This window comes from uncultured Imperialibacter sp., assembly GCF_963974565.1.
GTDB lineage: Bacteria > Bacteroidota > Bacteroidia > Cytophagales > Cyclobacteriaceae > Imperialibacter > Imperialibacter roseus.
In genome coordinates this window covers 75,403-100,270 of sequence record NZ_CAXBCJ010000008.1, presented here as the reverse complement: position 1 = coordinate 100,270, position 24,868 = coordinate 75,403, and the positions used below count along the sequence as shown (strand labels likewise).

General features: G+C 47.7%; 25 protein-coding genes. 10 read left to right on the top strand and 15 right to left on the bottom strand.

The window, feature by feature from the left end:
• Positions 1-20: 20 nt before the first annotated feature.
• Complete coding sequence (locus AAC052_RS12925) at positions 21-1,157, top strand: glycosyl hydrolase (protein ID WP_339813785.1); 1,137 nt, start codon at positions 21-23, stop codon at positions 1,155-1,157.
• Between the two features lie 72 nt (positions 1,158-1,229).
• Positions 1,230-2,072: a hypothetical protein gene (locus AAC052_RS12920; protein WP_339813783.1), complete on the top strand. Its 843-nt coding sequence runs from the start codon at positions 1,230-1,232 to the stop codon at positions 2,070-2,072.
• On the opposite strand, the gene AAC052_RS12915 is transcribed toward AAC052_RS12920, so the two are convergent.
• Positions 2,050-2,532 (bottom strand): hypothetical protein, encoded by a 483-nt coding sequence (locus tag AAC052_RS12915; RefSeq protein WP_339813782.1) that lies wholly within the window; start codon positions 2,530-2,532, stop codon positions 2,050-2,052. The two genes, AAC052_RS12920 and AAC052_RS12915, sit on opposite strands and share 23 nt — an antisense overlap.
• 132 nt (positions 2,533-2,664) lie before the next feature.
• On the opposite strand from AAC052_RS12915, the gene AAC052_RS12910 reads away from it, so the two are divergent.
• Both AAC052_RS12910 and AAC052_RS12905 read left to right on the top strand, forming a co-directional pair.
• Positions 2,665-3,030, top strand: a complete 366-nt coding sequence (locus tag AAC052_RS12910; protein ID WP_339813780.1) for a BlaI/MecI/CopY family transcriptional regulator — start codon at positions 2,665-2,667, stop codon at positions 3,028-3,030.
• Positions 3,023-4,831: a M56 family metallopeptidase gene (locus AAC052_RS12905; protein ID WP_339813779.1), complete on the top strand. Its 1,809-nt coding sequence runs from the start codon at positions 3,023-3,025 to the stop codon at positions 4,829-4,831. Before AAC052_RS12910 ends, AAC052_RS12905 begins: the two co-directional genes overlap by 8 nt.
• A gap of 86 nt (positions 4,832-4,917) precedes the next feature.
• On the opposite strand, the gene AAC052_RS12900 is transcribed toward AAC052_RS12905, so the two are convergent.
• The 4 genes from AAC052_RS12900 to AAC052_RS12885 form a co-directional block, all read right to left on the bottom strand.
• The gene (locus tag AAC052_RS12900; protein ID WP_339813778.1) at positions 4,918-5,832 is read right to left on the bottom strand and encodes a TIM barrel protein; all 915 of its coding nucleotides are present in this window, start codon (positions 5,830-5,832) and stop codon (positions 4,918-4,920) included.
• Positions 5,833-5,909: 77 nt separating this feature from the next.
• Complete coding sequence (locus AAC052_RS12895; RefSeq protein WP_339813776.1) at positions 5,910-6,833, bottom strand: sugar phosphate isomerase/epimerase; 924 nt, start codon at positions 6,831-6,833, stop codon at positions 5,910-5,912.
• A gap of 183 nt (positions 6,834-7,016) precedes the next feature.
• The gene (locus AAC052_RS12890; RefSeq protein WP_339813774.1) at positions 7,017-7,523 is read right to left on the bottom strand and encodes a DinB family protein; all 507 of its coding nucleotides are present in this window, start codon (positions 7,521-7,523) and stop codon (positions 7,017-7,019) included.
• Positions 7,524-7,541: 18 nt separating this feature from the next.
• The gene (locus AAC052_RS12885; RefSeq protein ID WP_339813772.1) at positions 7,542-8,141 is read right to left on the bottom strand and encodes a ribonuclease HII; all 600 of its coding nucleotides are present in this window, start codon (positions 8,139-8,141) and stop codon (positions 7,542-7,544) included.
• 85 nt (positions 8,142-8,226) lie between these two features.
• Here AAC052_RS12885 and AAC052_RS12880 point away from each other — a divergent pair, with 85 nt between their 5' ends.
• The 4 genes from AAC052_RS12880 to AAC052_RS12865 all read left to right on the top strand — a co-directional run bounded on the left by AAC052_RS12880 (position 8,227) and on the right by AAC052_RS12865 (position 12,884).
• The gene (locus AAC052_RS12880; protein ID WP_339813771.1) at positions 8,227-9,675 is read left to right on the top strand and encodes a Gfo/Idh/MocA family oxidoreductase; all 1,449 of its coding nucleotides are present in this window, start codon (positions 8,227-8,229) and stop codon (positions 9,673-9,675) included.
• A 69-nt stretch (positions 9,676-9,744) separates the two neighbouring features.
• The gene (locus AAC052_RS12875; RefSeq protein WP_339813770.1) at positions 9,745-10,656 is read left to right on the top strand and encodes an ROK family protein; all 912 of its coding nucleotides are present in this window, start codon (positions 9,745-9,747) and stop codon (positions 10,654-10,656) included.
• A gap of 126 nt (positions 10,657-10,782) precedes the next feature.
• The gene (locus AAC052_RS12870; protein ID WP_339813769.1) at positions 10,783-12,165 is read left to right on the top strand and encodes an NAD(P)/FAD-dependent oxidoreductase; all 1,383 of its coding nucleotides are present in this window, start codon (positions 10,783-10,785) and stop codon (positions 12,163-12,165) included.
• Entirely contained in the window at positions 12,162-12,884 is a 723-nt protein-coding gene (locus AAC052_RS12865) for a hypothetical protein (protein WP_317487837.1), read from the top strand. The genes AAC052_RS12870 and AAC052_RS12865 overlap by 4 nt, the downstream gene beginning before the upstream one ends.
• Positions 12,885-12,893: 9 nt before the next feature.
• Here AAC052_RS12865 and AAC052_RS12860 read toward each other — a convergent pair whose 3' ends face one another.
• The 7 genes from AAC052_RS12860 to AAC052_RS12830 all read right to left on the bottom strand — a co-directional run bounded on the left by AAC052_RS12860 (position 12,894) and on the right by AAC052_RS12830 (position 19,482).
• Positions 12,894-14,303 carry an MATE family efflux transporter gene (locus tag AAC052_RS12860; RefSeq protein ID WP_317487836.1) on the bottom strand — a complete coding sequence of 470 codons (1,410 nt, stop codon included), beginning with the start codon at positions 14,301-14,303 and terminating at the stop codon, positions 12,894-12,896.
• Between the two features lie 22 nt (positions 14,304-14,325).
• Positions 14,326-14,874 (bottom strand): NUDIX hydrolase, encoded by a 549-nt coding sequence (locus AAC052_RS12855; RefSeq protein ID WP_339813767.1) that lies wholly within the window; start codon positions 14,872-14,874, stop codon positions 14,326-14,328.
• A 114-nt stretch (positions 14,875-14,988) separates the two neighbouring features.
• On the bottom strand, positions 14,989-16,089 hold the full coding sequence (locus tag AAC052_RS12850; protein WP_317487834.1) for a hypothetical protein: 1,101 nt from the start codon (positions 16,087-16,089) through the stop codon (positions 14,989-14,991).
• A gap of 6 nt (positions 16,090-16,095) precedes the next feature.
• Positions 16,096-16,968 (bottom strand): hypothetical protein, encoded by an 873-nt coding sequence (locus AAC052_RS12845; protein ID WP_317487833.1) that lies wholly within the window; start codon positions 16,966-16,968, stop codon positions 16,096-16,098.
• Positions 16,940-17,524 (bottom strand): RNA polymerase sigma factor, encoded by a 585-nt coding sequence (locus tag AAC052_RS12840; RefSeq protein WP_339813764.1) that lies wholly within the window; start codon positions 17,522-17,524, stop codon positions 16,940-16,942. The genes AAC052_RS12845 and AAC052_RS12840 overlap by 29 nt, the downstream gene beginning before the upstream one ends.
• Before the next feature lie 111 nt (positions 17,525-17,635).
• On the bottom strand, positions 17,636-18,088 hold the full coding sequence (locus AAC052_RS12835; protein ID WP_339813763.1) for a carboxypeptidase regulatory-like domain-containing protein: 453 nt from the start codon (positions 18,086-18,088) through the stop codon (positions 17,636-17,638).
• Complete coding sequence (locus tag AAC052_RS12830; RefSeq protein WP_317487830.1) at positions 18,085-19,482, bottom strand: MBL fold metallo-hydrolase; 1,398 nt, start codon at positions 19,480-19,482, stop codon at positions 18,085-18,087. Before AAC052_RS12830 ends, AAC052_RS12835 begins: the two co-directional genes overlap by 4 nt.
• A 157-nt stretch (positions 19,483-19,639) precedes the next feature.
• Between AAC052_RS12830 and AAC052_RS12825 the strand changes: the two genes are divergently transcribed.
• Both AAC052_RS12825 and AAC052_RS12820 read left to right on the top strand, forming a co-directional pair.
• Positions 19,640-20,050: an OsmC family protein gene (locus tag AAC052_RS12825; RefSeq protein WP_317487829.1), complete on the top strand. Its 411-nt coding sequence runs from the start codon at positions 19,640-19,642 to the stop codon at positions 20,048-20,050.
• On the top strand, positions 20,050-20,292 hold the full coding sequence (locus AAC052_RS12820; RefSeq protein WP_317487828.1) for a hypothetical protein: 243 nt from the start codon (positions 20,050-20,052) through the stop codon (positions 20,290-20,292). The genes AAC052_RS12825 and AAC052_RS12820 overlap by 1 nt, the downstream gene beginning before the upstream one ends.
• Before the next feature lie 30 nt (positions 20,293-20,322).
• On the opposite strand, the gene AAC052_RS12815 is transcribed toward AAC052_RS12820, so the two are convergent.
• The 3 genes from AAC052_RS12815 to AAC052_RS12805 form a co-directional block, all read right to left on the bottom strand.
• Positions 20,323-21,600, bottom strand: a complete 1,278-nt coding sequence (locus AAC052_RS12815) for a YaiO family outer membrane beta-barrel protein (protein ID WP_339813761.1) — start codon at positions 21,598-21,600, stop codon at positions 20,323-20,325.
• 108 nt (positions 21,601-21,708) lie between these two features.
• Positions 21,709-24,045, bottom strand: a complete 2,337-nt coding sequence (locus AAC052_RS12810) for a sulfatase-like hydrolase/transferase (RefSeq protein ID WP_339813760.1) — start codon at positions 24,043-24,045, stop codon at positions 21,709-21,711.
• 74 nt (positions 24,046-24,119) lie between these two features.
• Positions 24,120-24,860 carry an acyl-ACP thioesterase domain-containing protein gene (locus tag AAC052_RS12805; protein ID WP_317487825.1) on the bottom strand — a complete coding sequence of 247 codons (741 nt, stop codon included), beginning with the start codon at positions 24,858-24,860 and terminating at the stop codon, positions 24,120-24,122.
• Positions 24,861-24,868: the final 8 nt, after the last annotated feature.

Below are 24,868 nucleotides of genomic sequence, written 5' to 3'. Positions count from 1 at the left end.
TTGCACCTAAACGCACCCACATGACGACGAAACGGATTCTTCTCATCTTTGGCCTTATTGGTGTTTTTTTATCAACTGCTTTGGCTCAAAAAAACAAACCAATTGATAAGGACGCCACAAGAGAAACGCAGAAGCTCTACAAAAGCCTTCGGAAGCTTTCCAAAAAACATACACTGTTTGCTCACCAGCACGCCACTGAGTACGGACATGGCTGGGCTGGCGACGAAGACCGCTCTGATGTGAAATCGGTGACCGGATCCCATCCCGCCATGGTGGGTGTGGATTTCAGTGGCTTTTCAGGTCGTTCACCAGAGCAAATAGCGCAAGCTAAGGAGCGCCTGAGAAAGAATGTGGTGGATACCTACAACAGGGGAGGTGTCACGACCATTGCGTGGCACTTTTCGAACCCCGTGTCGGGCGGAGGCTTCTACTGGCGGGACACCGTGTCGCTGCCTGCCGTGAGTTATATCATTCCGGGCGGGCAGGCCCACGAACAATACAAGGAGATACTGAAAGGGATAGCCGATTGGGCACACAGCATCAAAGGAGCCAATGGAGAGCTCGTACCTGTCATCTTCAGGCCCTATCACGAGTTTGACGGTGGCTGGTTTTGGTGGGGTGCTTCGCATTGCACCCGGGAAGAGTTCATCGCCTTGTGGCAATTCACAGTTAGCTACCTGCGTGACGAGCTGGATGTACACAATTTCATCTACGCCTTCTCGCCCGACAATCAGTTTCTTACAGAAGAAAAATACCTTGCCCGCTATCCTGGCGACGAATGGGTGGACATGGTGGGCATGGACAACTATGGCGACATGGGCCGCAACCGCTATGCGATTGACACGGCTGCATTGAAACTAAAGATTGTGTCGGACTATGCCCGAAAGGCCGGTAAGCTGGCTGCTTTTACGGAGACAGGCCTGGAGTCGATTCCCAACGAAACCTGGTGGACAGAGACGCTGCTCAAGACCATGCGCATGCACAAAATGCGGCTCGCCTACGTGCTGGTGTGGCGCAATGACATCCGCAGCCCAACGCACTACTATGCGCCGTATCCGGGGCAGGTAAGTGTGCCTGACTTCATGAAGTTTTATGACGATCCCTATACACTGTTTGAAAACGACCTGAAGAATATCTACAAGAAGAAGAAACGGTGAGTGAATTTTTAGCAGAAAACTGAATAATACCAGCATATTTGCATTTTGTTTTGCGCCAGCTAGCCATTGAAGATGAAAGAGAAAGTAGATATGCGGGAAGAAACCCTGGGAATTTTGGAACTGTTGCGTCCTGTTGCTCCGGCGGATCTGATACGATTAGGCAGGAACTATGATGGGGGCTACGTTTTTTCGTCTCGGAGCTTAGCCAATTGCAGTCATTTTATCTCTTGTGGGCTTTCGTACGATTGGTCGTTTGAGATAGAGTTGAAAGAGCGCCGACCTGATTTACCTATCGTTGCCTTCGACAGAACATCGGGGTTCAACAGCACCATGCTTTACTGGGTGCTCAAAAACTTTGGCAAAATCGCCTTGTACCCCTTCAGGTTTCTCGGTGTGCAGGATACGCCTGCTCAGTCGTGGGGCAAAATATCGATGATGCTTCGCATGAAGCAGCTATTTTCTGGCAACCTGCAGTTTGTCAAAAAGCACATCGGGCTTGAAAGCAATTCGGAGGTGCAGTCGTTTGGAGAGCTTTTGGAACACAGCAGCGGCTATGGGGTGAAGCTCGATGTGGAAGGAACCGAATACGAGCTGCTCGACACCATTATCGATAAGCTTGACAAAATAGAGCTCCTCCTGATAGAGTTTCACAATGTAGAAGAGAACATAGATGCTATCGTGCCGTTCCTGAAAGCCACCAGGGCCACCCACTATGTGCAGCATGTGCATGGCAACAACTACGACAGCGTCAACAGCTTTGGCTTTCTGAATTCCATTGAGCTAACCATTGCGAAGAAGGACAGCGGATACCAACCCGAGTCGGCTGAGGTTCTTACCTACCCCGTAAAAGACCTGGATTTCCCAAACGACAGAAGGAAGCCCGATGTGGGATTCAATTTTTTGGCAACGGATTAAAAGCAAACACCCAGGTGCCGGTAGGATCACCCGCACAGGGATACGCTGGGCAGGTACCAGTAGTGTCTGCCGATTCAATTGTGAACGTCGTCAGCAGTTTGCCTTCTCTGTTGAAAAAAATGTTTAAGTTGTCATAGTTGTCCCTCACAAGGCGGATCGAGTCTATCACCTGCCACCCGCCGCTTTTTGCCCAAACCGAGTCGCCAGGCGTTGCCGGCACATAGTAGGCTCCGCTGTCTTTTTTGAGCTGCTCAAAGGTTAGCTCCAGCCCCAGCCATTCATTCTGTAGAACACCGTCCTCTCGTGCTTCTGACACTATCCATGTACCCGCAAATGGCACCTGTACAAAAGTAGGCTGGGTATCAATCTCTTTACTGCACGAAAGTGACAAACAGCCAACTGCCAGGCAGAGAATAGCTGTTGTATTTAATAGTGTGACTTGCCTGCTTTTCCAGTCCATACAGCGTAATGAGCAGTAAAAATATCAAAAAATGGAGTAATGCATCCCGTTTTATTAGAATTAAAAGTATACCGTGGAATAAAAACTGACTTTTCAGTTGTATAACTTATTTTTTAGTTATACATTCATTTCATGGAACGATTAACCAGGGCAGAGGAGCCTGTCATGCACATTATCTGGAGCAGGCAGAAAGTGTTTGTAAAAGACATTATTGAGCTGATGCCGGAGCCCAAGCCGCCCTATAATACTATTTCTTCTTTGGTAAGGATACTCGAAAGCAAGGGGTTGGTAGGTCATGAGGCCTACGGAAAAACGCACTTGTACTATCCTAAGGTGAGCAAGAATGAATACCGGAGGAGCATTTTCTCGGACATGATGAGCGACTATTTTGATGGCTCGTACGAAAGCCTGATGTCGTTCATCGTGAGCAGCAAAGACCTCTCGGCCGATGAGGCAAAAAAACTAAAGGACATCATAAACAAGAAAAACCATGAATAGCTTTTTCATCTATCTACTCGAAGTAAGCGGGGCTAGTGCCATCCTCTACTTTGGTTTTTTGATCTTGTCGAAGAACACTTCTGTAAAGTTCAGGAGGCTCTATCTGCTAAGCTGCCTGTTGATGTCAGCAGCCATCCCATTTTCCGGTCTCCACTTATCTTCTCCTTTAACGGTGTCTTTTCACGAGGAGCCCAGGGCCTCATCGTTTATTGCCACATCGTCGCCGGTTACCTCTCCGGTGAGCACCGCCTCAATGGACGAAGCAACTGAAATAGCTACGGCGGCGCTTCCTGTGGAACAGGTAAGCAGCGTAGAAACAGGAGATATCCTCTTGTTTGTTTATTTAATTGGCGTGATATTTTTCCTCGTAAGAATCGGCATAAGTATGTACGGCGTTTACCGGCTAATGAAATCAGCGGAAAAGGTTGATGGTGAGTTTTCTTCTTTTTTTATTGTTGACAAGGAGGCCTTTACCGGTGCTTCATTTTTTCAACTTATTTTCATTGGCAAAAGCCTGCTTAATACCTCAAAGGAATCGATTATTTATAGGCATGAGCAAGTGCATGCCACAAGGTGGCACAGTCTCGATCTTCTGCTTTCCGAAGTCTACACAGCATTGTTTTGGCATAACCCGATAGGATGGCTAACAAAAAGCCAAATCCGACTCAATACAGAATATGAAGCGGATGAGGCCATGATGAACCATGTGGACAGGAAGGCATATTCTCACATGCTCATCGACTTGTCGAGTACGCTCTACTATGAAAGGGTGAGCAATTTCTTTAGTGCCAAAAGTGTAAAAAGAAGGATCGAAAGCCTGCATACATTCAGGGAGCATAAGTTCTATCGTGGTTTGGTCTGGACCAGCTTGTTTTATGCGCTGGCTTTCTTGCTGATCGCCTGTGTGGAGCCATGGGAGGGCAGCAGGAGTGCTGATCCCGTGAAAGCGATGGAAAACATTAAAACCGTCACCACTCGCTTCACCAGCCACCAGAGTGATACCCAGGACAAAGACGACCGGGTGATAGCCGTTGCCTACTATCACCCCGACGGCACCATCGACAGGGTAGACCAGCACATGACTTATCCATACAATTACAAAAACCCATTCCGTCGGGAGTTTTGGACAGAGCCTGATCCTATTAATGTGCCTTTGGTCATGGATGGGTTAGAATTGGGGGCATCTGAAAATAGTATCTTGTATGGTAATGACTGGCCTTTGAAGTATTTTGAAATGATCCAAAAAAAGCACCATCCCGTACTGAGACGGACAGGGCTATGGGAATCATTTAATTTCGAATCGACAGTGGAAGGGTATGAGGAGGGTTTGCCATTGAAAATCGTGACACTTGAGGCTGGGACCGACCTCCAGGTTCAGATGAATACCTTGATTATCGATGGAAAAGGGGACAACTACTACCAGCGACCGAAGGGTTATGAGGATATTTTTGAATACACCGACCGCAAGGTGGTGATGTATTCAGGAGCTTACATAAAAGAAACAGGGCACTATAATAGTGACACTGGTGAAAAGTCTGTGGAAACCTCAATCGACAGAAATGCAATCAGGTACAACTATGAAGGAAACAATATTTCTGCTGTCAGTCAGGGAGCTAAAGAGCATCGTTTCTACTACGGAAATAATTTGCTGACAAAGTCCGAATATTTCATAGCGGGCAAGATGTACCAGCATAAGGAGCATTTTTATAACGACGAGGGCCTGCGGACACGAACAGAGATTTATAACCTCTACAAAGAGTTGGAGTTTACTATTGACTATGACTACGAGTTTTACGAATGAAAATTTGTTAGGGTAGTATGATTAGAAAAGGCGCCATCTGGCGCCTCTCTTTCAAATCTTCAAATACTCAGCTTTCAAGCCCTCTTCTAATATCCCCACTTCTTCATGATCCCCAGGTCTTCTTTCATGCTGGCGAGCGGAGCCATGCCCTGATAGCTTTCCTGCTCAATGATGAAGTGGATCGTGCCATCTTTCTTTCCGATGTCAATGACTTCTTTGACTGGTACGATTCCCTTTCCAAGCACACAGCTTTCATACTTCTCACCGCCCTCCTTACTCAGAATTTCGTCCTTTACGTGCATAGAAGCAAAGCGCCCCGGCCACTTTTTGGTGATCTCGAGCGCTGTGGCACCACCATTGTACAGGTTGCCGATGTCGAGCTGCTGCATCACCAGCTTGGGGTCGGTATTTTTCATGATGATGTCATAAAGCAGCTGCCCGTTCAGGCTCTCGTTGAACTCAAAGTCGTGGTTGTGGTAACCGAACATCATCCCTGACTTTTTGCAAAGCTCACCACTTTTATTGAAGCGCTCCATTAGCAGCATGAGCTGGTCGTATTCCTTGCGCTGGCCCTGCGTCATCGACGGACTGATGACATACATCTGGCCAACAGTGGCTGCGTCTTCTATGGTATACTTCCAGGCGTCAGTGAAATCTTTCTTACTGTCGTCCCAGTGGTCGCTGCGCATCACGGTGTGGCCGCTGGGCATTTTCATACCCAGGTCGTCCAGTATTTTCTTGAACTCTTTGGCCGACCAGCCATAAAACTTGCGGTCGATGTAGTTGGCATGCTCCACGTGCTTATAGCCCATGTCAGCCAGCGCCTTCAGCGTAGCCATCGGGTCTTTCTTCATGTCATCTCTCACTGAGTAGAGCTGAAGGCCCGTGAGCTGCTTGCCTTTGGCGGCGAAAAGCGATTCGGAAAGCAACGAACTGCCGACGAAGGCCAAAGTGCCTGCCAGCGCACTTTTTTTGATAAAGGATCTGCGTGAGTTATCCATTGTGTTGTAGTTGTAAACGTGAAAAGTAGGTATTAAATGGCAGCCTTTGAACAGAGCAAAGGCTGCGTTAGGTCAATTTATGCAAAAACAAGTTTTGACACATATTCTGCGTCTGCTTTGGCGCTGTCCATTGGGGTAGAGTTGGCATACTTTTCCTGCTCCACCACATAGTATTTTACGCCGGAAGCCTTGGCTGCCGAAAGCACTTTGGCGTAGTCGATGCTGCCAGTGCCAACGATGCACGAAGCGTCTCCTTCGCCAGCAGGGGCATCTTTTTCACGGTCTTTTATGTGGCAGGATACCCAGCGGCCCGGGTACTTTTCGAAATAAGCTATCGGATCAGCTCCGGGCGTCACCACCCAGAAAATATCCATTTGAAAGTCCACCACGGCAGGGTCGGTATTTTCAATCAGGAAGTCCTGTGGCATTTGCCCTTCCAGTGCTTCGAAAGTGTAGCCATGGTTGTGGTAGGCGAACCGGATGCCGGCTTTTTTGGCTGTTTCTCCCCAAGCATTAAACTTGTCGGCTACCACCTTCCAGTCGTCCATGGTCTTTTGTGGGCCGATCCAGGGAGCAATCAGGTGTTTCATACCTATTTCGGCGGCCTGGGCGCATTTCTCTTCAAAATTTTCGGTCACATTGCAATGACTGGAAATGAAGTTGACGCCTATCTCATCCATATAGGCCTTGAATTCAGTGTGGCTCATGCCCCAGAACATGCCCTGAGGGCCTTCATAGCCTTCAAACTGCTTGTAACCAAAACCAGCCAGCTGCTTCATGGTGCCTTTTGGGTCGGCGGGGATCACATCACGGACTGAATAGAGCTGGATACCAAATTTATCAAGAGTCGGCTTGGCGATGGTCTCGGCAGTGGCTGCTGCGCCTTCGGCAGCAGTTTCAGCACCACTTTTGCCACTTCCACATCCCATTTGTGGCAAAATAAGTGCGCCTGCTGATACCGCTCCGGCAGTACGGATGAAATCTCTACGGTTGTAATTCATAGTAAGTAAGGTTTTGTACTCATTTAGTTAAGCAATGGGCCGGCTGAGAGGTTAGGACTGGCCCGTATACCTTACAATCTAGCAAATTAATGTATTGAAAGGAAGAGATGATTGCCCCACCGGCTTGCAACTTATCGTCTAATCAAAATTGGCGGGGTATTTTGTGAAAAATGCCACCTGCGACTAAACCTGTTGGCCGGCAGATATGCGCAGGTAGGTGATCAGGTCTGTATTGTCAATTTTGGTAATACCCAGGCCTCTGATAATTGTGATAGCCTGGCCCCGGTGGTAGCTGCCGTGATTTACTACATGAAAAAGTATTTCTTCCTTAACGGTTTCATACGGCATGTTCCTCATGTTACGGTAGATCATTTTTTCAGCCAGGAACTCCGACCCCGCCTCCGAGGCGAACTTCTGCATGTCTTTTGCTGAGGTAACCAACGCCTCCATCACCTCCTTTTTTCCACCAACAAACGAAAGCCGGGGCCACTTGTCCATCACTTTGTTCTGCATGCGTGATGGCCAAATCAACTGGGCTTCCCAGATATGCAGGAGGGTCTCTCTGAGCGTAGGGTAGCTGCTCAGCACTGGCTGCACCAGTTGCTCTTCTGTTACCCGGTCGACGGTTTTGGCAAGTTCTTCATTGGCCCATACATTGTAGGCCAGCTGTTGATGGATGGTGTAAGGCATTTTTTTGAATTTGTGACGCTATTTAAACAACTCCATTTGTTCAGGCAACAACCTGAAAGATTTTCTGTGGTAGTGCGTAATGCCGTGTGCCCGTATCGCTTCCCGGTGATCCATGGTCGGGTAGCCCTTGTTCTTGGCCCACCGATAAGCTGGAAATTCCTCCCCAAGCTGCTCCATCCATTCGTCCCGGTAGGTTTTGGCAAGAATGGAAGCCGCCGCAATGCTGTAGTAAAGGCTGTCTCCTTTGATGATGCAATTGTGGGGCAGTTCTTTATATTTTTTGAACCTGTTGCCGTCAATCAGCAGATGCTCAGGCACCTTTTTTAGCTGGTCTACCGCCCTGTGCATGGCGACAAACGAGGCGTTCAGTATATTGATCTTATCTATTTCTTCAGGGGAGCACCAGCCTACTGCCCAGGCAATTGCAGCCGATTTCACGTCTTCTTTGAGTGCCATTCGTTGTTTTTCACTCAACTGCTTCGAGTCCGTGAGCACTTCGTGATGAAAATCGGGAGGAAGGATGACTGCCGCAGCCACCACAGGCCCGGCCAGGCAGCCACGGCCTGCTTCATCACAGCCAGCTTCTATCACTCCTTTATTGAAAAACGGTAGCAGCATAGATCAATTTGTGAACAATAATACGGCATTGGCAAAAGAATGCCTGAAAAATGTAAATTGAAACCAGAAACGCCCTCTAATTGTCATGTCAAGATCAAAGAAAAATCACCAGTCTGGCAATTCAGCCCCACGAAGATCTTTTATTAGAAACGCTGCATTAATTGCCTCGGGCATCACCATTGTGCCAAGGTTTGTGCTTGGAGGCAAAGGATTCATTCCTCCCAGCGACACTTTCTACGCAGCAGGGATAGGGGTAGGGGGCAAAGGCGAAGTCGACATGAAAGGCATAGGTGATTGCAAAAATGCCAGAGTCATCGCCCTTTGCGACGTGGATGATAAGAGCGCTGAAAAGTCGGTCAAGCGTTTTCCGGGAGCCACCTACTACAAAGACTGGCGCATCATGCTCGACAAGGAAGGAAAGAACCTCGACGGTGTGTCCGTCACCACGCCCGACCACATGCATGCACATCCGGCTCTGCGGGCGATGTCAATGGGCAAGCATGTGTATGTGCAGAAGCCGCTTACTCACAATATTTACGAAGCCAGGCTCCTTACCCGGGCAGCGGAGAAATACAAGGTGGTAACCCAAATGGGCAACCAGGGGGGCTCTGGTGACGATGTGCGCACAGTAAAGGAATGGGTCGACGCAGGCATGATTGGCGACGTTACCCGGGTTCACTCCTGGACTAACCGCCCTGTTTGGCCTCAGGGGCTGCCCACGCCGAAGGGTAAATTTGATACCCCAAAAGAGCTCGACTGGGACTTGTGGATAGGCTGTGCCGATTTTGTTGACTACAACCCAGCCTATCATCCGTTCAACTGGCGGGGCTGGTGGCCCTATGGCACCGGGGCACTGGGCGACATGGCCTGCCATATCCTTGACCCATTTTTCAGAATACTACCCGTGAAATATGCCTCTGATGTTGAATGCAGTGCTTCCACCATCTGGTCCGATTTTTTTGTAGAGGCCGACTATCCTGATAGCTGCCCACCTTCTTCCATTATACACTTTACATTTCCCAGAACTGACGGCAAAGGGGACATCAGGCTCACCTGGATGGACGGTGGCCTTCGGCCGGAAAGGCCGTTGGAATTGCTTCCCGATGAAGAAATGGGCGACGTGGACGGCGGGCTCATCATGGAGGGTACCAAAGGAAAAATCATCACGGGCATGTGGGGGCGAAAGCCCAGGCTGCTTCCGTCGTCGAGAATGAAGACGGAAACATTTCCCCCTGAGACAATTCCAAGAATTCCGAAAGGAGTTGATGGTCATTACGCCAATTGGGTTGACGCAGCTATGGCGGGTTATGGCAAAGGAGTGCCTAGCTCGCCATTTAACTATAGCGGGCCGTTTACTGAGGCCATTTTGCTGGGCAACGTGGCTCTCAGAGCCTATCAAATCAAGGGAGGAAAGGGATACCCTGGCCGGAAAAAGCTGCTTTGGGATGCTGAAAATATGAAAGTGACAAATTTTGACGAAGCCAATCAGTTTGTTAAAAGGACTTACAGAAAGGGATGGGAGCTTGTTGGGTGAACGGGATTTTAATGTGCGCTCTTTGCAATACAGCTATTTATTGGGCTATATTCGGCAAAAGTTTTTGTTATGAGCAGACCACTTTGGGGTATTGACCTGGGAGGCACAAAGGTAGAAGGCGTCATTATCTCTTCAGATAAAAGGCCGGACGTCATTGCCAGACTGAGACTGCCTACTGAGGCCGACAGGGGATACGATCATATCGTTGGGCAAATTTGCAAATTGGTTGATTTGCTCAAGACGGAAAGTGGCCTTACCCCTGAAAGTATTGGTATTGGAACGCCAGGTGCCATGGATCCAACTACTAATACATTGAAAAACTCTAATACCACTTGCCTCAATGGAAAACCCCTGCGGCAAGATATTGAAAAGCAGCTCGGAATTCCTGTAGCCATGGCCAACGACGCCAACTGCTTTGCCATTGCGGAAACCTTGTGGGGTGCAGTGCCCGAGAAGGTGCCGGATGCGAAAGTCGTTTTTGGTGTCATTCTCGGCACAGGTGTGGGTGGAGGCCTGGTGATGTATGGTAAAGTACCGAATGGTCGCCATGGCATCGCCGGTGAATGGGGCCATAACTTCCTTGATGCATCAGGAGGGCCCTGCTATTGCGGGCATACTGGTTGCGTTGAGCAGGTTTTGTCTGGCCCAGCTCTTCAGAAATACTATGAGAGCTTGTCTGGTGAGAAACGAAAGCTCCCTGAAATTGTAGAGCGGGCTAAAACGGGAGATGATAAGGCAGCTGTCCAAACGATGGACAGAATGGTTGAATTCTTCGGAAAAGCCATTGCCGTGATAGTAAATATTGTTGATCCCGACGCAATTGTGTTAGGCGGAGGAGTGGGTAATATTGACCTTTTGTACTCGAAAGGTGTAAAGGAAGCTGAGAAACACCTGTTCAATCCCCGGCTGGAAACACCGTTTCTGAGGCCGAAATTGGGCGATAGTGCCGGTGTTTTTGGAGCAGCACTCCTAACAGCATAAGAGCTTTTATAAGTGCATTTTTTTCTTCGAATAGTAAAATATTGGGCCTTTGCTTAAATTTGGTTAAGTTTTCATCGTTTTTCAGCATACTGACTTCTCTATTGAATGAATAATCGGCGTTCCTTTTTGAGGAAACTACTTCTGAGCTTACCGGCGGGATACGTTCTGCCATCAGTGCTGTCGTCCTGTGAAACGCAGGATGATTTGTTTCCCAACCTCAGTTTTGGAGGAAAAGTGATTGTGGTGGGAGCTGGAGCCGCCGGCTTACATGCTGCTTATATCCTGCACAAAAATGGTGTTGACGTACAGGTGTTGGAGGCTACCAACAGAGTTGGGGGTAGAATAAAGGCGCTTGATGAATTTACCGGATACCCTTTAGAGCTCGGTGCCGACCACGTGCGGGGAGTGAATTCCGTTTTTTATGATGCGGTTCGCATTTCCAATTTTGAGTACTATCAGGACAGAGGCAAAACTTACTACCAACTGACGGGAAAGATCATTGAAGAGAGCGAAGCTAATTCGAACACATCGTTCAGAGCTGCCAGCAAAGTCATAGAAAAGCTTCCACTTTACAGCGGGCCTGACATTTCACTGTCAGACTATCTCGACAAAGAGCCACTGTCTGATGAATCACTCACGCTGTTGAACTCTTTTATCGCTAATGAATTTGGCACTGACCTGGATTTGCTGAGTGTTGCTGGCTACAACGAAGCACTGGCAAAGCGGACCTCAGGAAATGAAAAGATCATTTTGCGACGCAGATCATTTAGCGAGGTGCTGGATATTCAATACTCTCCTATTAGCTCTAAAATAAGACAAAATACACCTATTAAGTCCATAGACTACAGCAGCGGAAAGGTGGTTTTGACTGATGATGCGAATCAGACTTATGAGGCAGACAAGGTCATCGTCACCGTTCCATTACCGATTCTCAAAGAAGGGAGGATATCATTTAGCCCAGCTTTGCCTGAGGAAAAACTGCTCGCCATGGACGGTATTGGCATGGATGCAAGCGTGAAGATTTTCATGCGCTTTGGTCAAAATTTCTGGGGTGATGAAACAAGCACAGTTTATCCTGGTGGAATAATACCTGTTTACAAAGCGCCAGGTTGGGGGAAAAGGTCTGAGTTTGACGATGATCTTATATTTTTCAACAACGTGCTGGTGGGTGAAGCCAATGGCTCAGCGGGCGCTACGTTAAGTGAACTGGGCAACGATGCGGTAGCCTACGCACTAAGAGATCTAGATGAGATGTTTAATGGGCAGGCAACTAAGTTCTTAACTCAGAGCTATGTGATGGACTGGTCAAAGGACACGTTTACAAAGGGAGCCTATTCTTACCCCAAAGTTGGGAGCGAGGGAGCGAGGGAAATTTTGGCTAGTGCCATTGATAACAAAATATATTTTGCAGGCGAGGCTACCCACAACGAGGGCCACTTCGGGACTGTGCATGGTGCTATGGAAACGGGCTACCGTGCTGCATACGAAATACTAAAAAGTATCTCATGAAGAGAATCTTAGTTTTAATAATGTTGATAGCCCCCGGGGCCTCCTTCGCTCAATCTGAGGTTGGTATTGGTTTTCTTGGGGGGTACAACTATATGAATGGAATTGGCTGGAATGAGGTGGTGAGGCACTACAATCTTGCGCATCCACAGTTTGACAATAATCAGCCATTGTTGCAAAATGGATTCTTTGCTGGATTTGAATTTGACTATGAAATCGGCAATCATATTTTCATCACGCCTGAGCTGGTTTATAAGCGGGTAAGAAGTGTGACAGACAATAAGTTGTATGAAATTGATTTGCTCATGCATTTTATTACGCTCGAAGTGTCGGCCGAGGTCTATGTGTTTGAGCTGGGAAAAAGAGTACAGAAGGGTTTTGCTCATGACTTTTATATGATGGCCGGCCCGGGCGTTTCATATATGCTGCCCCGTGTCTATCAAGACCTGGAGCTTAAGAACGGTCTTGACGGAGAGCCCTACAAGCCAAGTAAAATGGTGCCTTTTTTTGGAGCTGGCGTTGGGTACGATGTTTACTTTAACAAAAACTTTGGCGTATCACCCTTTTTTAGAGTGAATGCCTATTTCCCTTTTGAAATTGACGACTTTCCTGAGGTAGTGCTTGGCTCCAATGTGGCGGAAGTGAATGACCGGACGAGCGTTTTCAATTTCCAGTTGGGAATGAGTTGGAGATACCATCGTTCCGGATACTCAAGAAAATAATCTTTTTTTTCAGGCGACCGGTTTGGCGACTGCTTCCTGGCTGTTATCATCTACAATTGCAGCCTTCTCTTGAGCCTGCGTGCGTAGCCGTTTGCTGAGACCTTTGAACCTAGTGAAGTTGGCAACGGCTGATATCGACAGGCCAAAAAGAAGCCCAATCCAGACCCCGATTGTGCCCAGATCAAAGACAAAGCCGAGCACATAGCCGGTTGGCAAGGCGATTACCCAGTAGGCTACCAAAGTCACCAAAGTCGGCACTTTTACATCGGACAGTCCTCTTAGCACCCCCAACCCAACTACTTGCACACCGTCGGAGATTTGAAAGAAGGCGGCTACCACCAGCATGCCCGCAGCCAGCGAAATGACTTCGGCATCGTCGATGTATAGCGAAGGAAAAAAGTTACGCCCAAGCACAAAGGTGATCCCGCAAACAGTCATGAAAATCATGGCCATAATAAAGCTTGCCATGCCGGCCATTCTCATGTTCACGTAGTCGTTTTGGCCCAGGTAAAAGCCTACTCTTATGCTGGCAGCAGCTGCAATGCCGGTAGCAGCCATATAGCTGACGCCTGCAAGGTTGAGGGCAATTTGATGGGCAGCCAGCGCATTGGCACCCAGCCACCCAATCATGATGGCTGCTGCTGCAAAGGCACCCACTTCAAATATGAACTGCATACCCGAAGGGATGCCAAGCGCCAATAGTTTTTTGAAAATGGCCTTCGAGAGATTTTTTAGATGGAAGCCGATGGTGTAGGGCCTTAATTTTTGATAGCGAAAGACAAAGTAGCCCATGGCAATGGCCATCAATACCCTGTCTACCAGCGTGGCAATGGCAGCTCCGTTCAGTCCGAGTGCCGGAAAGCCCCATTTGCCGTAGATCAGCAGGTAGTTAAGAAAGATATTGAAGAGGTTTCCGATGATAGAGATGGTCATCGCCTGTCTGGTGAGGTGGAGCCCTTCGGTAAACTGCCGAAAAGCCTGAAACACCATCAGGGGAACGATGGAAAACCCGATGATTCCCAGGTAGGGTATGGCGTTTTCGACAACATCGGCCTCCTGATCCAGGTGATATAAAATCGGAGAAACGCCTACGATCAGGCCGAAAAGAAATAACCCCATGAGAAAGTTGCTGACTACGCCATGCCGCAGCAGGTCCAGTAATTTGCCGGCATTTTGCTCGCCGTAGGCAGAGGCTACTAGTGGTGTGATCCCATAAGAAACACCTATGCCAAAAAGCATAAAGACCGCAAAAAGGCTGTTGCCGAGAGAAGCAGCTGCCAGTGGCAAGGCGCCTATTTGACCTACCATTACACTGTCGGCCACGCTCACGGAAATGTGCCCAAGCTGACTCAGCATAACCGGGTAAGCCAGCTTGATATTGTTTCGAAGGTAGTACGACCAGGGATAAGGGTTTGCCATGAAAGCGCTATAGTCAAAAAAATTACAAATTCATTAAGCGGGCGGCCTTGAAGATGCCGGCAAGACTCAGGCTATCAGTTATTTCGCCCCTCATCGCCATTTCCAATACTTCACCAAATGGTAGTTTACGGATGATCAGCTGTTCTGTTTCCTCGAACTCGGTTTTACCCTCAGCAAGGTCTTCGGCCAGAAATATAAACCCTTCTTCGTCGGTGACTGAGTTGGACGTATGGATGCGAAGTATATTGGTCCACTTGCGGGCGGAAAGCCCGGTTTCTTCTTTAAGCTCCCTTTTGGCGGAGTCAAGAATATCGATCTCCAGCGGCCCGCCTCCCATAGGAATCTCCCATGAATATTCATCAAGGGGAAAGCGGTACTGACCTACCAGCCAGGTGTTCATCTCTCCATCAATAGGTATGATGCCTATTGCCTTATTTTTAAAATGAACTTTGCCATAAATTCCGGGCGTTCCCGACGGTGTTAGCACCTGAGATTCTTCCAGTTCGATCCAGGGGTTGTCATAAATTTTCTTGGTCGAGATCTTTGTCCATGGGTTTGAGTGTGCATCCATGGCGCTAAGTTAAGGCAAGGCTGCTAGAATAGCTTTGAATTTTTAAACAACAGAAAAAGAGGCTGCTCAAAAGTGAGTCAGCCTCTTCGGACTTGAAATTAATTGGGCAATGAGTTATAAGATGATGCCGAAGCTGATAGCGTTCAAAGATGGCCCTTTTCCGCTCACAAACACATCGTTGAGGTCGTAGTTGGCAAAGAAGTCGAGGCCCTTGTAGCCAAACTGTGCTCTTACACCATATCGGAAGTTGTTCATGTAATAGCTGCCTCTTTCTTTGTCTTTGCTGCTTTCAGTTTTCACCTTGGTGCTGCTGCCTAGTCGGTAGCCACCATACACACCGGCGCCAATCCTGATGCCTCTTTTCTTATAAGAAGTATATTTTAAACTCCCCCTTTCGAAGCTTTTTACTTTTCTGGTTCCCTTGGCAAAATCGAGCAATGGAACGAAGCTGGCGTTGAGGTAGGTAGCCGAGAGTTTACTTTTCACCGGGTTAAGATTCGGGTCTATTGTTCCAAAGCTCAGCCCTTCAGGTGTTTTGTCAAGTGTGGTTCTGTCATCATCAAACTTCCAGTTGTACCAGTTGAGCGAGAAGCCCCACTCCACAAACAACGGCCCACCTACCTGCGACTTGTTGATGCTCGACAATCCTACGAACCACGAACCCCAGGGGCGCACAGCATATTGCTGGTTGTTGTCGTTGGGGAATTTGCCATCCTCCAGCCAGTTGCTCATGCCGAGCTCAACATTGAACGAATGCTTGGTTCTGTACCGACGATCCTCTACATATTCGTACTTTTTCACTTCGAGGTCATCATTGTCGAATTCGTCTTCGATGTCGTCCCAGTCGTCAGCCGCCACTTCCAGCTTTTTGTTACCGATGTTGATTTCAGCTTTGTGTCTGGGGTATTCGTTGTTGCTCCACACAATGGTAGTGTCTTGCAAGTACCTGGTGCCCGACTCATCAGTGATCTGCAAATAATTCACTTCGCTTGATGAAGAATCGATCGACAGTTTCAAATCTTTCAGCATCTTATTGATGTCGTAGTTCTTGATGGTTTCCAGGTCTTTCTGATCCTTCACCACAAGGATGATCTTGCTATTTTGCCCCAGCTCGATCAGGATGGTGTCCATGCCTTCCGAGTTAGCTTTTGCTGAAGTGCCTGACAAGCCAATGGCTATCAGCACAGCCAGTAGAGATAATGATAATTTTTTCATAATTGTTTATTTTGAGTTATTGACCTTTTCGTTTTTTGTAATTCCAATTTTCAAACTTCCACTTAAAAGCCCGTCTTTGGTTTCCCGGAGCTCAGCCAGAATGTCTCTGTTGCTGAATGTTCGGGCGGAAGCCAGGAGCTTGTTAAATCCATTCTTCTTTTCCTTTCCGTCATCGGAAGCCATCAGTTCACGTACTGGCTCAAGAAATCTATCTTCGTCCTCATCGGCCTTGAAGGTGATCTTTACCTCCATCGGCTCCAGGGGTGCCTGAGCATTGGCCATCAGGCTCTTTTCAATCTTTTCTATCTCAAGTGTTTCAGGAACAGTGATGTCTTCGGTCACTTCGGTCACTTTGTTTACATCTTCCAGCGCTATGAGTGCCTCCGTTTTTATTTCTTCCTTTTGAGTGGTAGATGCCACTTGTGTGGTAGCAGGTTGCACGGGTCTGTTTATTTTTTTCGCAGGCGCATGGGCTTTACTCTCCGTCGTCAGTCCTTCGTTAGCAGCGGCCACTTCCGTAGTTTCCTCTGAGCCAACTTGCGTTTCTGCTATCATATTATCGGGCGTTTGATCGTCGGCTAATGCCGGATTCGTGTTTTCTGGGGTGGTCACTTTTTCTGTGTTATCAATACCTGCCAGGGTATTGGGGCTATTGAGCTCACCTGTCGATTGCCTGTAAATGAACCACCCAGCGACAAGGATCATTGAGACCGCAGCCGCTACCGACATCCAAAACGCTCCTTTTTTTCGGCTGCCAGGGTTCATTTTCCCTTGCAGCTTGGCCCATGCTTCGGGACTTGGGCTTACCGGATGTGCTTCCAGCTTTGTCCGAAATAAGTGATCTATTTTCTTATTGCTCATGGCTTCCTGTTTTGTCATTCATTTTTTTTTCCTGTTCGAACAAGTGCTTTTGCAAAAGTGCCCTTGCTCTGCTCAACTGAGATTTTGACGTGCCTTCGCTTATCTCCATCATCTCAGCAATTTCCTGGTGGCTAAACCCTTCAATGGCATAGAGGTTAAAAACTGTCCTGTACCCCACAGGAAGCTCCTGAATCATTGCCATCAGGTCGTCGGCCTCCAGCTGGTCACTTAGCTGGGAAAAGTCCGGTTCCCTGTCGGCTTTTTCTATTTCCACCTCCACATACATCGACTTGTTGCGGCGGAGGTACATCAAACTTTCGTTGACCATGATCCGCCTTAGCCACCCTTCAAAACTCCCTTCAAACCGAAAGCTGTCAAGCTTTTCAAATACCTTGGCAAAGGCACTGATCATTACATCTTCCGCTTCGTCGGAGTCTTTCACATACCTGTAGCAAACTCCCATCATTTTGGCCGAATGTTTTTCGAAAAGCGTCTGCTGATCACGGGAATTGCCTTTTTGACATCCCTTGATTAGCGCTTCTTCGGTTTTCGATTCTTGTAGTATCAGCCTCATTGATTAGGTCGCTCAACAGGTAGATGCACCTGCCGGGGCCGGAGGTTGCATGGGGGTGATAAAATATTTGAAAAATGTTTCAAGCGAACAATAAGGTCGCTGCCAAAGTGGTTAAAAAACGGCCTTGTAGTTGATTTCGATAACAATTTCGGAAAAAGCACCGGCTTTTACTTCAACAGGGTTAATTATTCCATTACTATCGAAGCGGTTGGCAAAGAACCCATCAGGCTCTTTGGTGAAGACTGAATAGGTGCCAACAGGAAGGGAAATCCTGAATCTACCGTTTTCACCGGTACCGGTCTGAGCGATGGGCTCACCTGGTAAACTTTCATACAAAGGGCCGTGGTCTCCTGCAAGATCAGAGGTATTGATGGGTGCGTAGAACAAAATTTCTCTTACGATAGGTTGACGACTTCCTCCGGGTTTTTCACCAATTCGAGGCATAAAATCCCCCTCCATCCAATAAACTGCGCCGGTCACTCCCTGTTTCTCGCTCGTGGTTGACAACGAAGATTTGCAACCGACAGCAGCTAGCAGAAGGCCGATGATCAGCAGTGGTTTCATATGCCCTGGAAAAGGTCAAACGATTCCATGTAATGGGGAATATAAGTGTTAAAATGCATTTCAGCGCTGGTGGTTATCGCCAGCGCTTCAGCTCCCTCTTTCTCTCCATGCACGATAAAAGTGTATTTGGGGCTTTCTTTAAAGTTTTTCAGCCAACGTATCAACTCGTTCCGGTCGGCATGTGCAGAGAATCCCTGGATGTATTCTACCCTACACCTCAAGTCTACCATTTCTCCGAATATTTTGATCTGCGGCTCCTTGTCCAAAATGCGCCTTCCCCGGGTACCTTCGGCCTGGTAGCCAACAATGATGACCGTATCGTTCATTCTCGGAAGACGATGAAACAAATGGTGCAACACCCGGCCGCCAGTGCACATGCCGCTGGCCGAAATGATGATGGCGTTTCTTTTCACGGTGTTGATATTTTCGGAGCTGTCCTGTGTCCGTACGTATTTGAAATTGGGGTGATCAAATACTGGCGCTTTTGATATCATTTCATCGTCGAGGCGGTGGAGTTTGTGAAACTCCCTGTAGAGGCCCGTGACTGAAATGGCCATGGGACTGTCAATGTAAACAGGGCAGTCAGGAATGGCATTCTCCTGAAAAAGCTGAGCGAGCAGCAGCAGGATGTCCTGGGTGCGCCCGACAGAGAAGGCAGGGATCAGTACGCATCCGTTGGCATCAAATGTTTCCAGAATAGTCTTTTTGAGCGCCACCTTATGATCAGTCTCAGGGCTGGCCTTGTTACCGTACGTCGATTCTACCCAGAGAATATCAGCATTCTCAATGTTGGCGGGGTCGTACAACAGCCGGTTCTCATATCGGCCGATGTCTCCACTGAACAGCAGTTTTTTAGTTTGCTGCTCACCTTTTATCTCAAGCTCAGCGTGGGCAGCACCAAGAATATGCCCCGCATACAGGTACTTTAGGCTGATATTTGGACTGACCTCAAATGTGTCATCGAAGTCGAGGCTGACAAATTGGCTAAAGGAATGCTCTGCTTCTTCCAGCGTGTAAAGCGGGAGAGGGTTTTCGTGACGGGAATATCCTTTTTTTCTGGCATAAGCGGCTTCTTCTTCCTGCAGCTTGCCCGAGTCCCGCAGCATAATTTCCATGAGCCTTGCCGTGGCGTGTGTGCAATAAATGGGCCCCGCATAGCCTTCTTTTACCAGCTTTGGTAAATATCCTGAGTGATCGATGTGTGCATGAGTAATGACTACGGCATCAATGCTTGCAGGATCAACCGGAAAGGGCTCCCAGTTGCGAAGCCTCAATTCCTTCATGCCCTGAAACAGGCCGCAATCAACCAAAAGCTTAAAATCATCGATTTCCAATAGGTATTTCGAACCGGTAACCGACCCCGCACCTCCTAAAAACTTAACTCGTACATCCATCTTCCTTGCTTTGAGCCGATATTAGAGAATAATCTTCCAAATAAGAATCAATAGTTGTGTTAGTTTTGCCTCGGTGACTTCAATAATAGATTAGTTAGTTTATAACATCAGTTTTGAACTATTGCTTTGCCCAAATAATTGTAAGCATATGCAGGAAATGAAAGTATCTCTTAAGTATGTGGCCGATGAGGAGTATCAGGCCGAAAACGAGTCTGGCAATATCTTGAACATCGATATGCTGGCAAAGGACGACAAAAAAGCTTTTTCGCCCACACAACTATTGCTGGCAGGCATCACTAGCTGCGCAGCAGTCGATTTGGTGTCGATGATCAAGAAAAGGCGGAAGACCCTGGTTGATCTGACCTCAGAAGTGACGGGCAAAAGGAGAGAGGAACAGCCAAGAAGGTTCACTGACATTCATGTGCACTACAAAGTTGTGTCGCCTGACGCTCAGTTGGAAGAGGTAGAAAAGCTGGTTGACCTGGCAGTAGAAAAATATTGCAGTGTAGCCGCTTCCATTAGTTCAGAAATTAATCTGACTCATTCGGTAGAGATAGTTAAACCATAATGCGGGTTGTAGCCGAAATACCGCACCCAAAAACCAAGATCACCATCTTCTCATGGAATGGCAGGTACCTGGTGAAGTTTGAATATGGTTTTCTGGAGCAAACCTACAAAGTGAGCGAAATGGATCTGACCTCAGAAAACGACATCAATGAAATTGTGTCGGAGGCGTTCGTTTCTAAAGTGATGGTAAGGTTTCTGGAAATGGAAAAGGACTTTGGTCAGGCGATCAATGATGTGGTATAGCACAAACCAATAATTTGTAGCATGGTTAGCTTAAAATTGATACCTGGCCGTAACAGAGCATGACGAAATACCAACGTAATTGCCGACATCAAAAAGGTATTCCTGGCTTGCATAGCCTAAGGTTCCGGACAATAGCCACCTGTTTCCCACTGGCTGCTGATAATCCATACCTATGCGCCATGCCTTCAGTTTGTAAATCTCGGAGCTACTGAAGCCATCATTGCTTTGAAGGTTTCGAAAGTCGGGTGAGAAACCAAAGCCTCCTGTAATACCAACGTAGTTATTTGCATTGCTGAAATACCGGCGCACTTGTAATCCCAGCGATTTGGATGCCCCGGCCGGGTCGGGTGTTATGAAAACCCTCGCAGAGAACCACAGGCTCCTATAGTACTTGCCAAGGGTTCCTGTGTACATGATGAAACCGGAATCCTTGCCGAAGTACAAATAACGAAACCCTCCTGAAGCTTCGAATGCCCATGGAAGACTTACATAAACTTCGCCCCCTGCTCTGTGATTCGGAAAAAGTGACGTGGGTGAAAAGCCATAATTGAGATAGGCGTACACTCCTTTTGCTATGGAAGGATAGGCGTCAGCTTCAATTTGCCATCCGTTGGTACTGAAACGGTTGGATTCGTTCGCTCTGAGAAAAATGCTGCCGATGCTAGTTCTTCGGCCATACTGCAGGCTGTAGAGGGAGGCATTACCAAATATCTTTGAATAAAAGTCGTAGCTGGCAGAAGCGGTGATGGAATTGGCACGCCTGGCGGTTTTGAAAGTCTCCCAAAGAGAAAGTACCGCCTTGTCGCCGGGAAACCGCTGCAAGAGGATGTCGAGCACCTCCAGCCCTTCGTCGTACCTTTCCAGGTCACCGAGGGCTTTTGTCTTGTTAATAAGCATGTCCTTGTCTGTGGGGTTTTTGTCCAACCCTTTGTTGGCCCACAGCAAAGCAGTTTCCGAATCGTCATTCCAATAGGCAGCATCAAACATCACCTTGGCCGCACCCAAATCCACGGGTTCCTGGTCGAGCAGTGGTGCAAGTGTTTCTTTGGCTTTATCTGGCATGTCGTCCCACAAATATGTCCTGGCAAGGAAAACCCTTATCTCCGCATAGCCGGGACTTTTTTCAAGCGCCTTCATCAGGTAAACCCTTCCTTTCTCACGGTTTCCGCCGAAAGACGCCTCCCTGCCCTTAGCAAACAATTCGTCCGAATCATACGCCGCCAAAGAGTCTGCCTGCTGCGCTTTCACATTGGCAGATACGAGAAGCAATAAACAGAGGAAAGCAAGTACTGAATTGGCTTTATGCATAATTTTAAAGTAAGGTGAATTATGTGTCAATTGAAAAAAGTATGGCGGCAATATTGTTTACGTCAAATGATTCATGTGATTTTCCTAAAACGGCCCACTATCAATAGCTTATTTTACGGTGCTCAACCTTTTTATCTTTTCTTCCAACTCGGTAGAATTAGGAAACCTTTTTTTTCCCTCTTGTGCCCAAACCAGGGAAGAGTCGAGTTGGCCATCCCAGAAATAGACATCAGCCAGGGCGAGGTATACATCTTCATAGTTAGGACTGCGCCGTTGCCCTTCCTTAAGTATTGGCGCTGCCAGGTTATATTTCCCTTCCCAGGCAAATGTTCGGCCTATCAGTATACGTGCATCGCTATAGTTGGGGCTATTGTTGAGAAGGTAGCCAGCCACCCACCGGGCTTTTTCGTATTCTTTTTTTTGAGCCAGAGTCTTGGCTAAGTATAACTGGCTGTCGGAACCTATTTGTTTGACGCCGAGTTCTTCGAGCCATTGAAAGGCCGAGTCGCTGAGCACAAACTGTTTGGCACTCTTGCCAGCATTGTATTCCCAAAGCCGATTTTCATTCAAAGCGACATTTTGGTTTTGCTTAAAAGCTCTAAGTTTTTCCTTTATTCGCTTTTTTCCTGCGGCGTTATCAACCGGCTCGGTCGCTAGCCTGCTCGTTACATGGAATAATCTATCGTTGGCCAATAGTGTGTCGTTGTCAAGGTAAATGTCTAACGTTCCTTTGTTGCGCATCAGCGGCAAGGAAAGGTGTGATTCGAAGTCAGTCTTAATTGGCAATGTGCCACTAATAAACGGCAGTTTACTTTCTGTGGGGAACTTGTATTTTGATTTGAAATAGCTCACAAAAGACGGTGTAACCTGCGCATGGCTAGCCATCGCTTTAAATGTTTGGCCATGCATTAGAGCGGGAGAATAGATCAGCAGTGGAACGTGAAACCTGTCCAGTTGGCTTTCTTGTGGCAACGGAATCACCCTGTGGTCTCCTGTAATGACCACGATAGTGTTTTTCCAGTCCGCTCTTTTTGAGAGCTTGTCGAAAAGAATTCTTAGTGCGTCATCGAAGTAGAGAAAAGTCTCAAAGATATTGCGGTAGGTTACATAAAGCTCTTTGTTGTCAAACCCTGCCACCACGCTATCGAATTTTGCAGTGTATACACTCGCTTCTGGCACTTTGAAAGGTTCGTGTGTGGTTATCGTCATCAGCATATCCATACGTGGCCCGGCCTCTATGGGGATGCTTTTTTCATACAAGTCGAAAAGAGCCTTGTCAGGATATCCCCAGCTAAAACCATCAGTGTTGGCTTCCATTTTTTTGTAGGATTCAGGAAACCGACCTTCATAAATCAGGTTGTCGACACCCTGGTATTCAAGGAAAATGTCAGTTTTATCAAAGTTGATATTGCCGCCGTAAAAGTAGGACGTCGAATACCCATTGTCCTTTAGCCAGCTAATCAGGGTGAAGTGGGAGGGGTAGTCAGGGCCCAGGTCCATGAAGCCGGTGTCGCCCAATGGCAAGGAGCCGTACAAGGCCGGCACTATCCCAAATGTTCTGCCTGTCGTACTCAGGCAATTAGGCCAGAAAAGGCTCTTTTCACTCAGGCTATCGAGAAATGGGGTGAACCCCTTCATGGAAGCTCCAGCGCCGGTAAAATTGCCACCCAACCCTTCCACTTGTATGAAAATAAGGTTGGGGGGTGCGTCAAAGTCTCCAAAGTGCGGGCCCAGTACGTCAGCGTCAATAAATGATTTTTCAAATGGGTATTTCCCTAAGGCGATAGTTGATTGGCTATCAAAAAGTCCCAGCGAGCCGACTGAATAACGAATAAAATAGCCCATTCTGCTAGCCGCAAGGTATTGGTTTTGCAGGCTCTCGAAGCGTGACGAAAGGAGACTTAATGGTATTGAAAGTAACAATGCAAAAAGGGCAACCCATGAATAGGTTCTTTTGTAGCCTGGCAATGCTTTTTTGCTCATATAAACCACAAAAAGAAGCGAGAGCATCAAAATCACGATGCCAAGTACAAGGATGGCATCTACCTGAACCGAGGCAGTAATAACGGCGGCGACATCTTCGCCAGAGTAGGCCCAAAAATCTGCACCCAGAGGAGTCATTTCGTTAACAAAGTACCGCTCCAGTCCAAAGCTCAGTGCAGCGACAGAAATGTAAGAAGGAAGATGCCAAATCAGAGGCCATTTGGGAGCTGCAAAATGGAGAAGCAACACGATCGGCGATAATGCGAGTGTAATGCACAAAGCTGTGACCATATCGTTGGCCATGCCTGCCACAAACGTGAGACCCGTGTCACCAATAGTGACAAGATGCTCCTGGCTAACTCCAACCAGGGCATAAAGGCGAAAAAGGAGAAGAAGGATGCTGATGCCCCACCAGTTAATGACTAGCAACTGAAGCCATTTTAATTCTTTGAACTCTCTCATTTGCTTCTAAATATTTTAGCAGCTATGAACAGGAAGGGCAAGCCTTTTGGGGAACGGTCGACTGGCGGGAGCCGCTACTTCTCCTCCCAGCTAGTCAGAGCCCTTGCCACTTCTCTTTTGCTGTATTTTTCTTTCAAACTGTGAATTATTTCAGTGTCCGACAGTTGCTGAAATTCAGCTGTTATTTCGTCGTTTAGCACACATTCACTTTTAAACTGGATGTCGATTTCCTTCAAACTCATATGCAGTAGGTAGTCTTGAGGCAGAGAGGCCAGCATCCATTCCAGGTAATGAACATTGTTGACGTGGTTGTTTTGATCAAGGTGCTGATAATATACCTTGAACTCGGGGCCACTGCCAGCCTCTCCCAGCGACGGCAGCTTGTCGGTGGGGTGGGGGAGGTGATTGTTTTCAATAACGAAGTTGCCACCCGTGATATAGTCAGGCACGGGAATGAGCCGTCTTTTTTCAATATCAATCACTACCCAGGCTGTGCAACCCTCTGCCACCAGCTCTTGCTTTTCGTTTTTGAACCTCATGTCCCGGAACGTGAAGAACTTTTCGATGCCTGACGGCCAGGTCTCCACCTCGACCACCTCATTTTTTTCTATAGGCTTCACCACCCTGAGAAACAACCGGTGTAACACCCACGTATGCCCTTTTTCCATGAGCGCTGGAACTGACACGCCAAGTGCATCTGCATGCTGCCAGGCTGCCTCCTGAAAAAAGTTGATCAGCACGGGGAATTTGGCCTTCCCATTTGGCCCAATTTCAGCGGCTCTCACTTTGAATTTTTCGAAGTATGGATTGACCATTTTCTTAT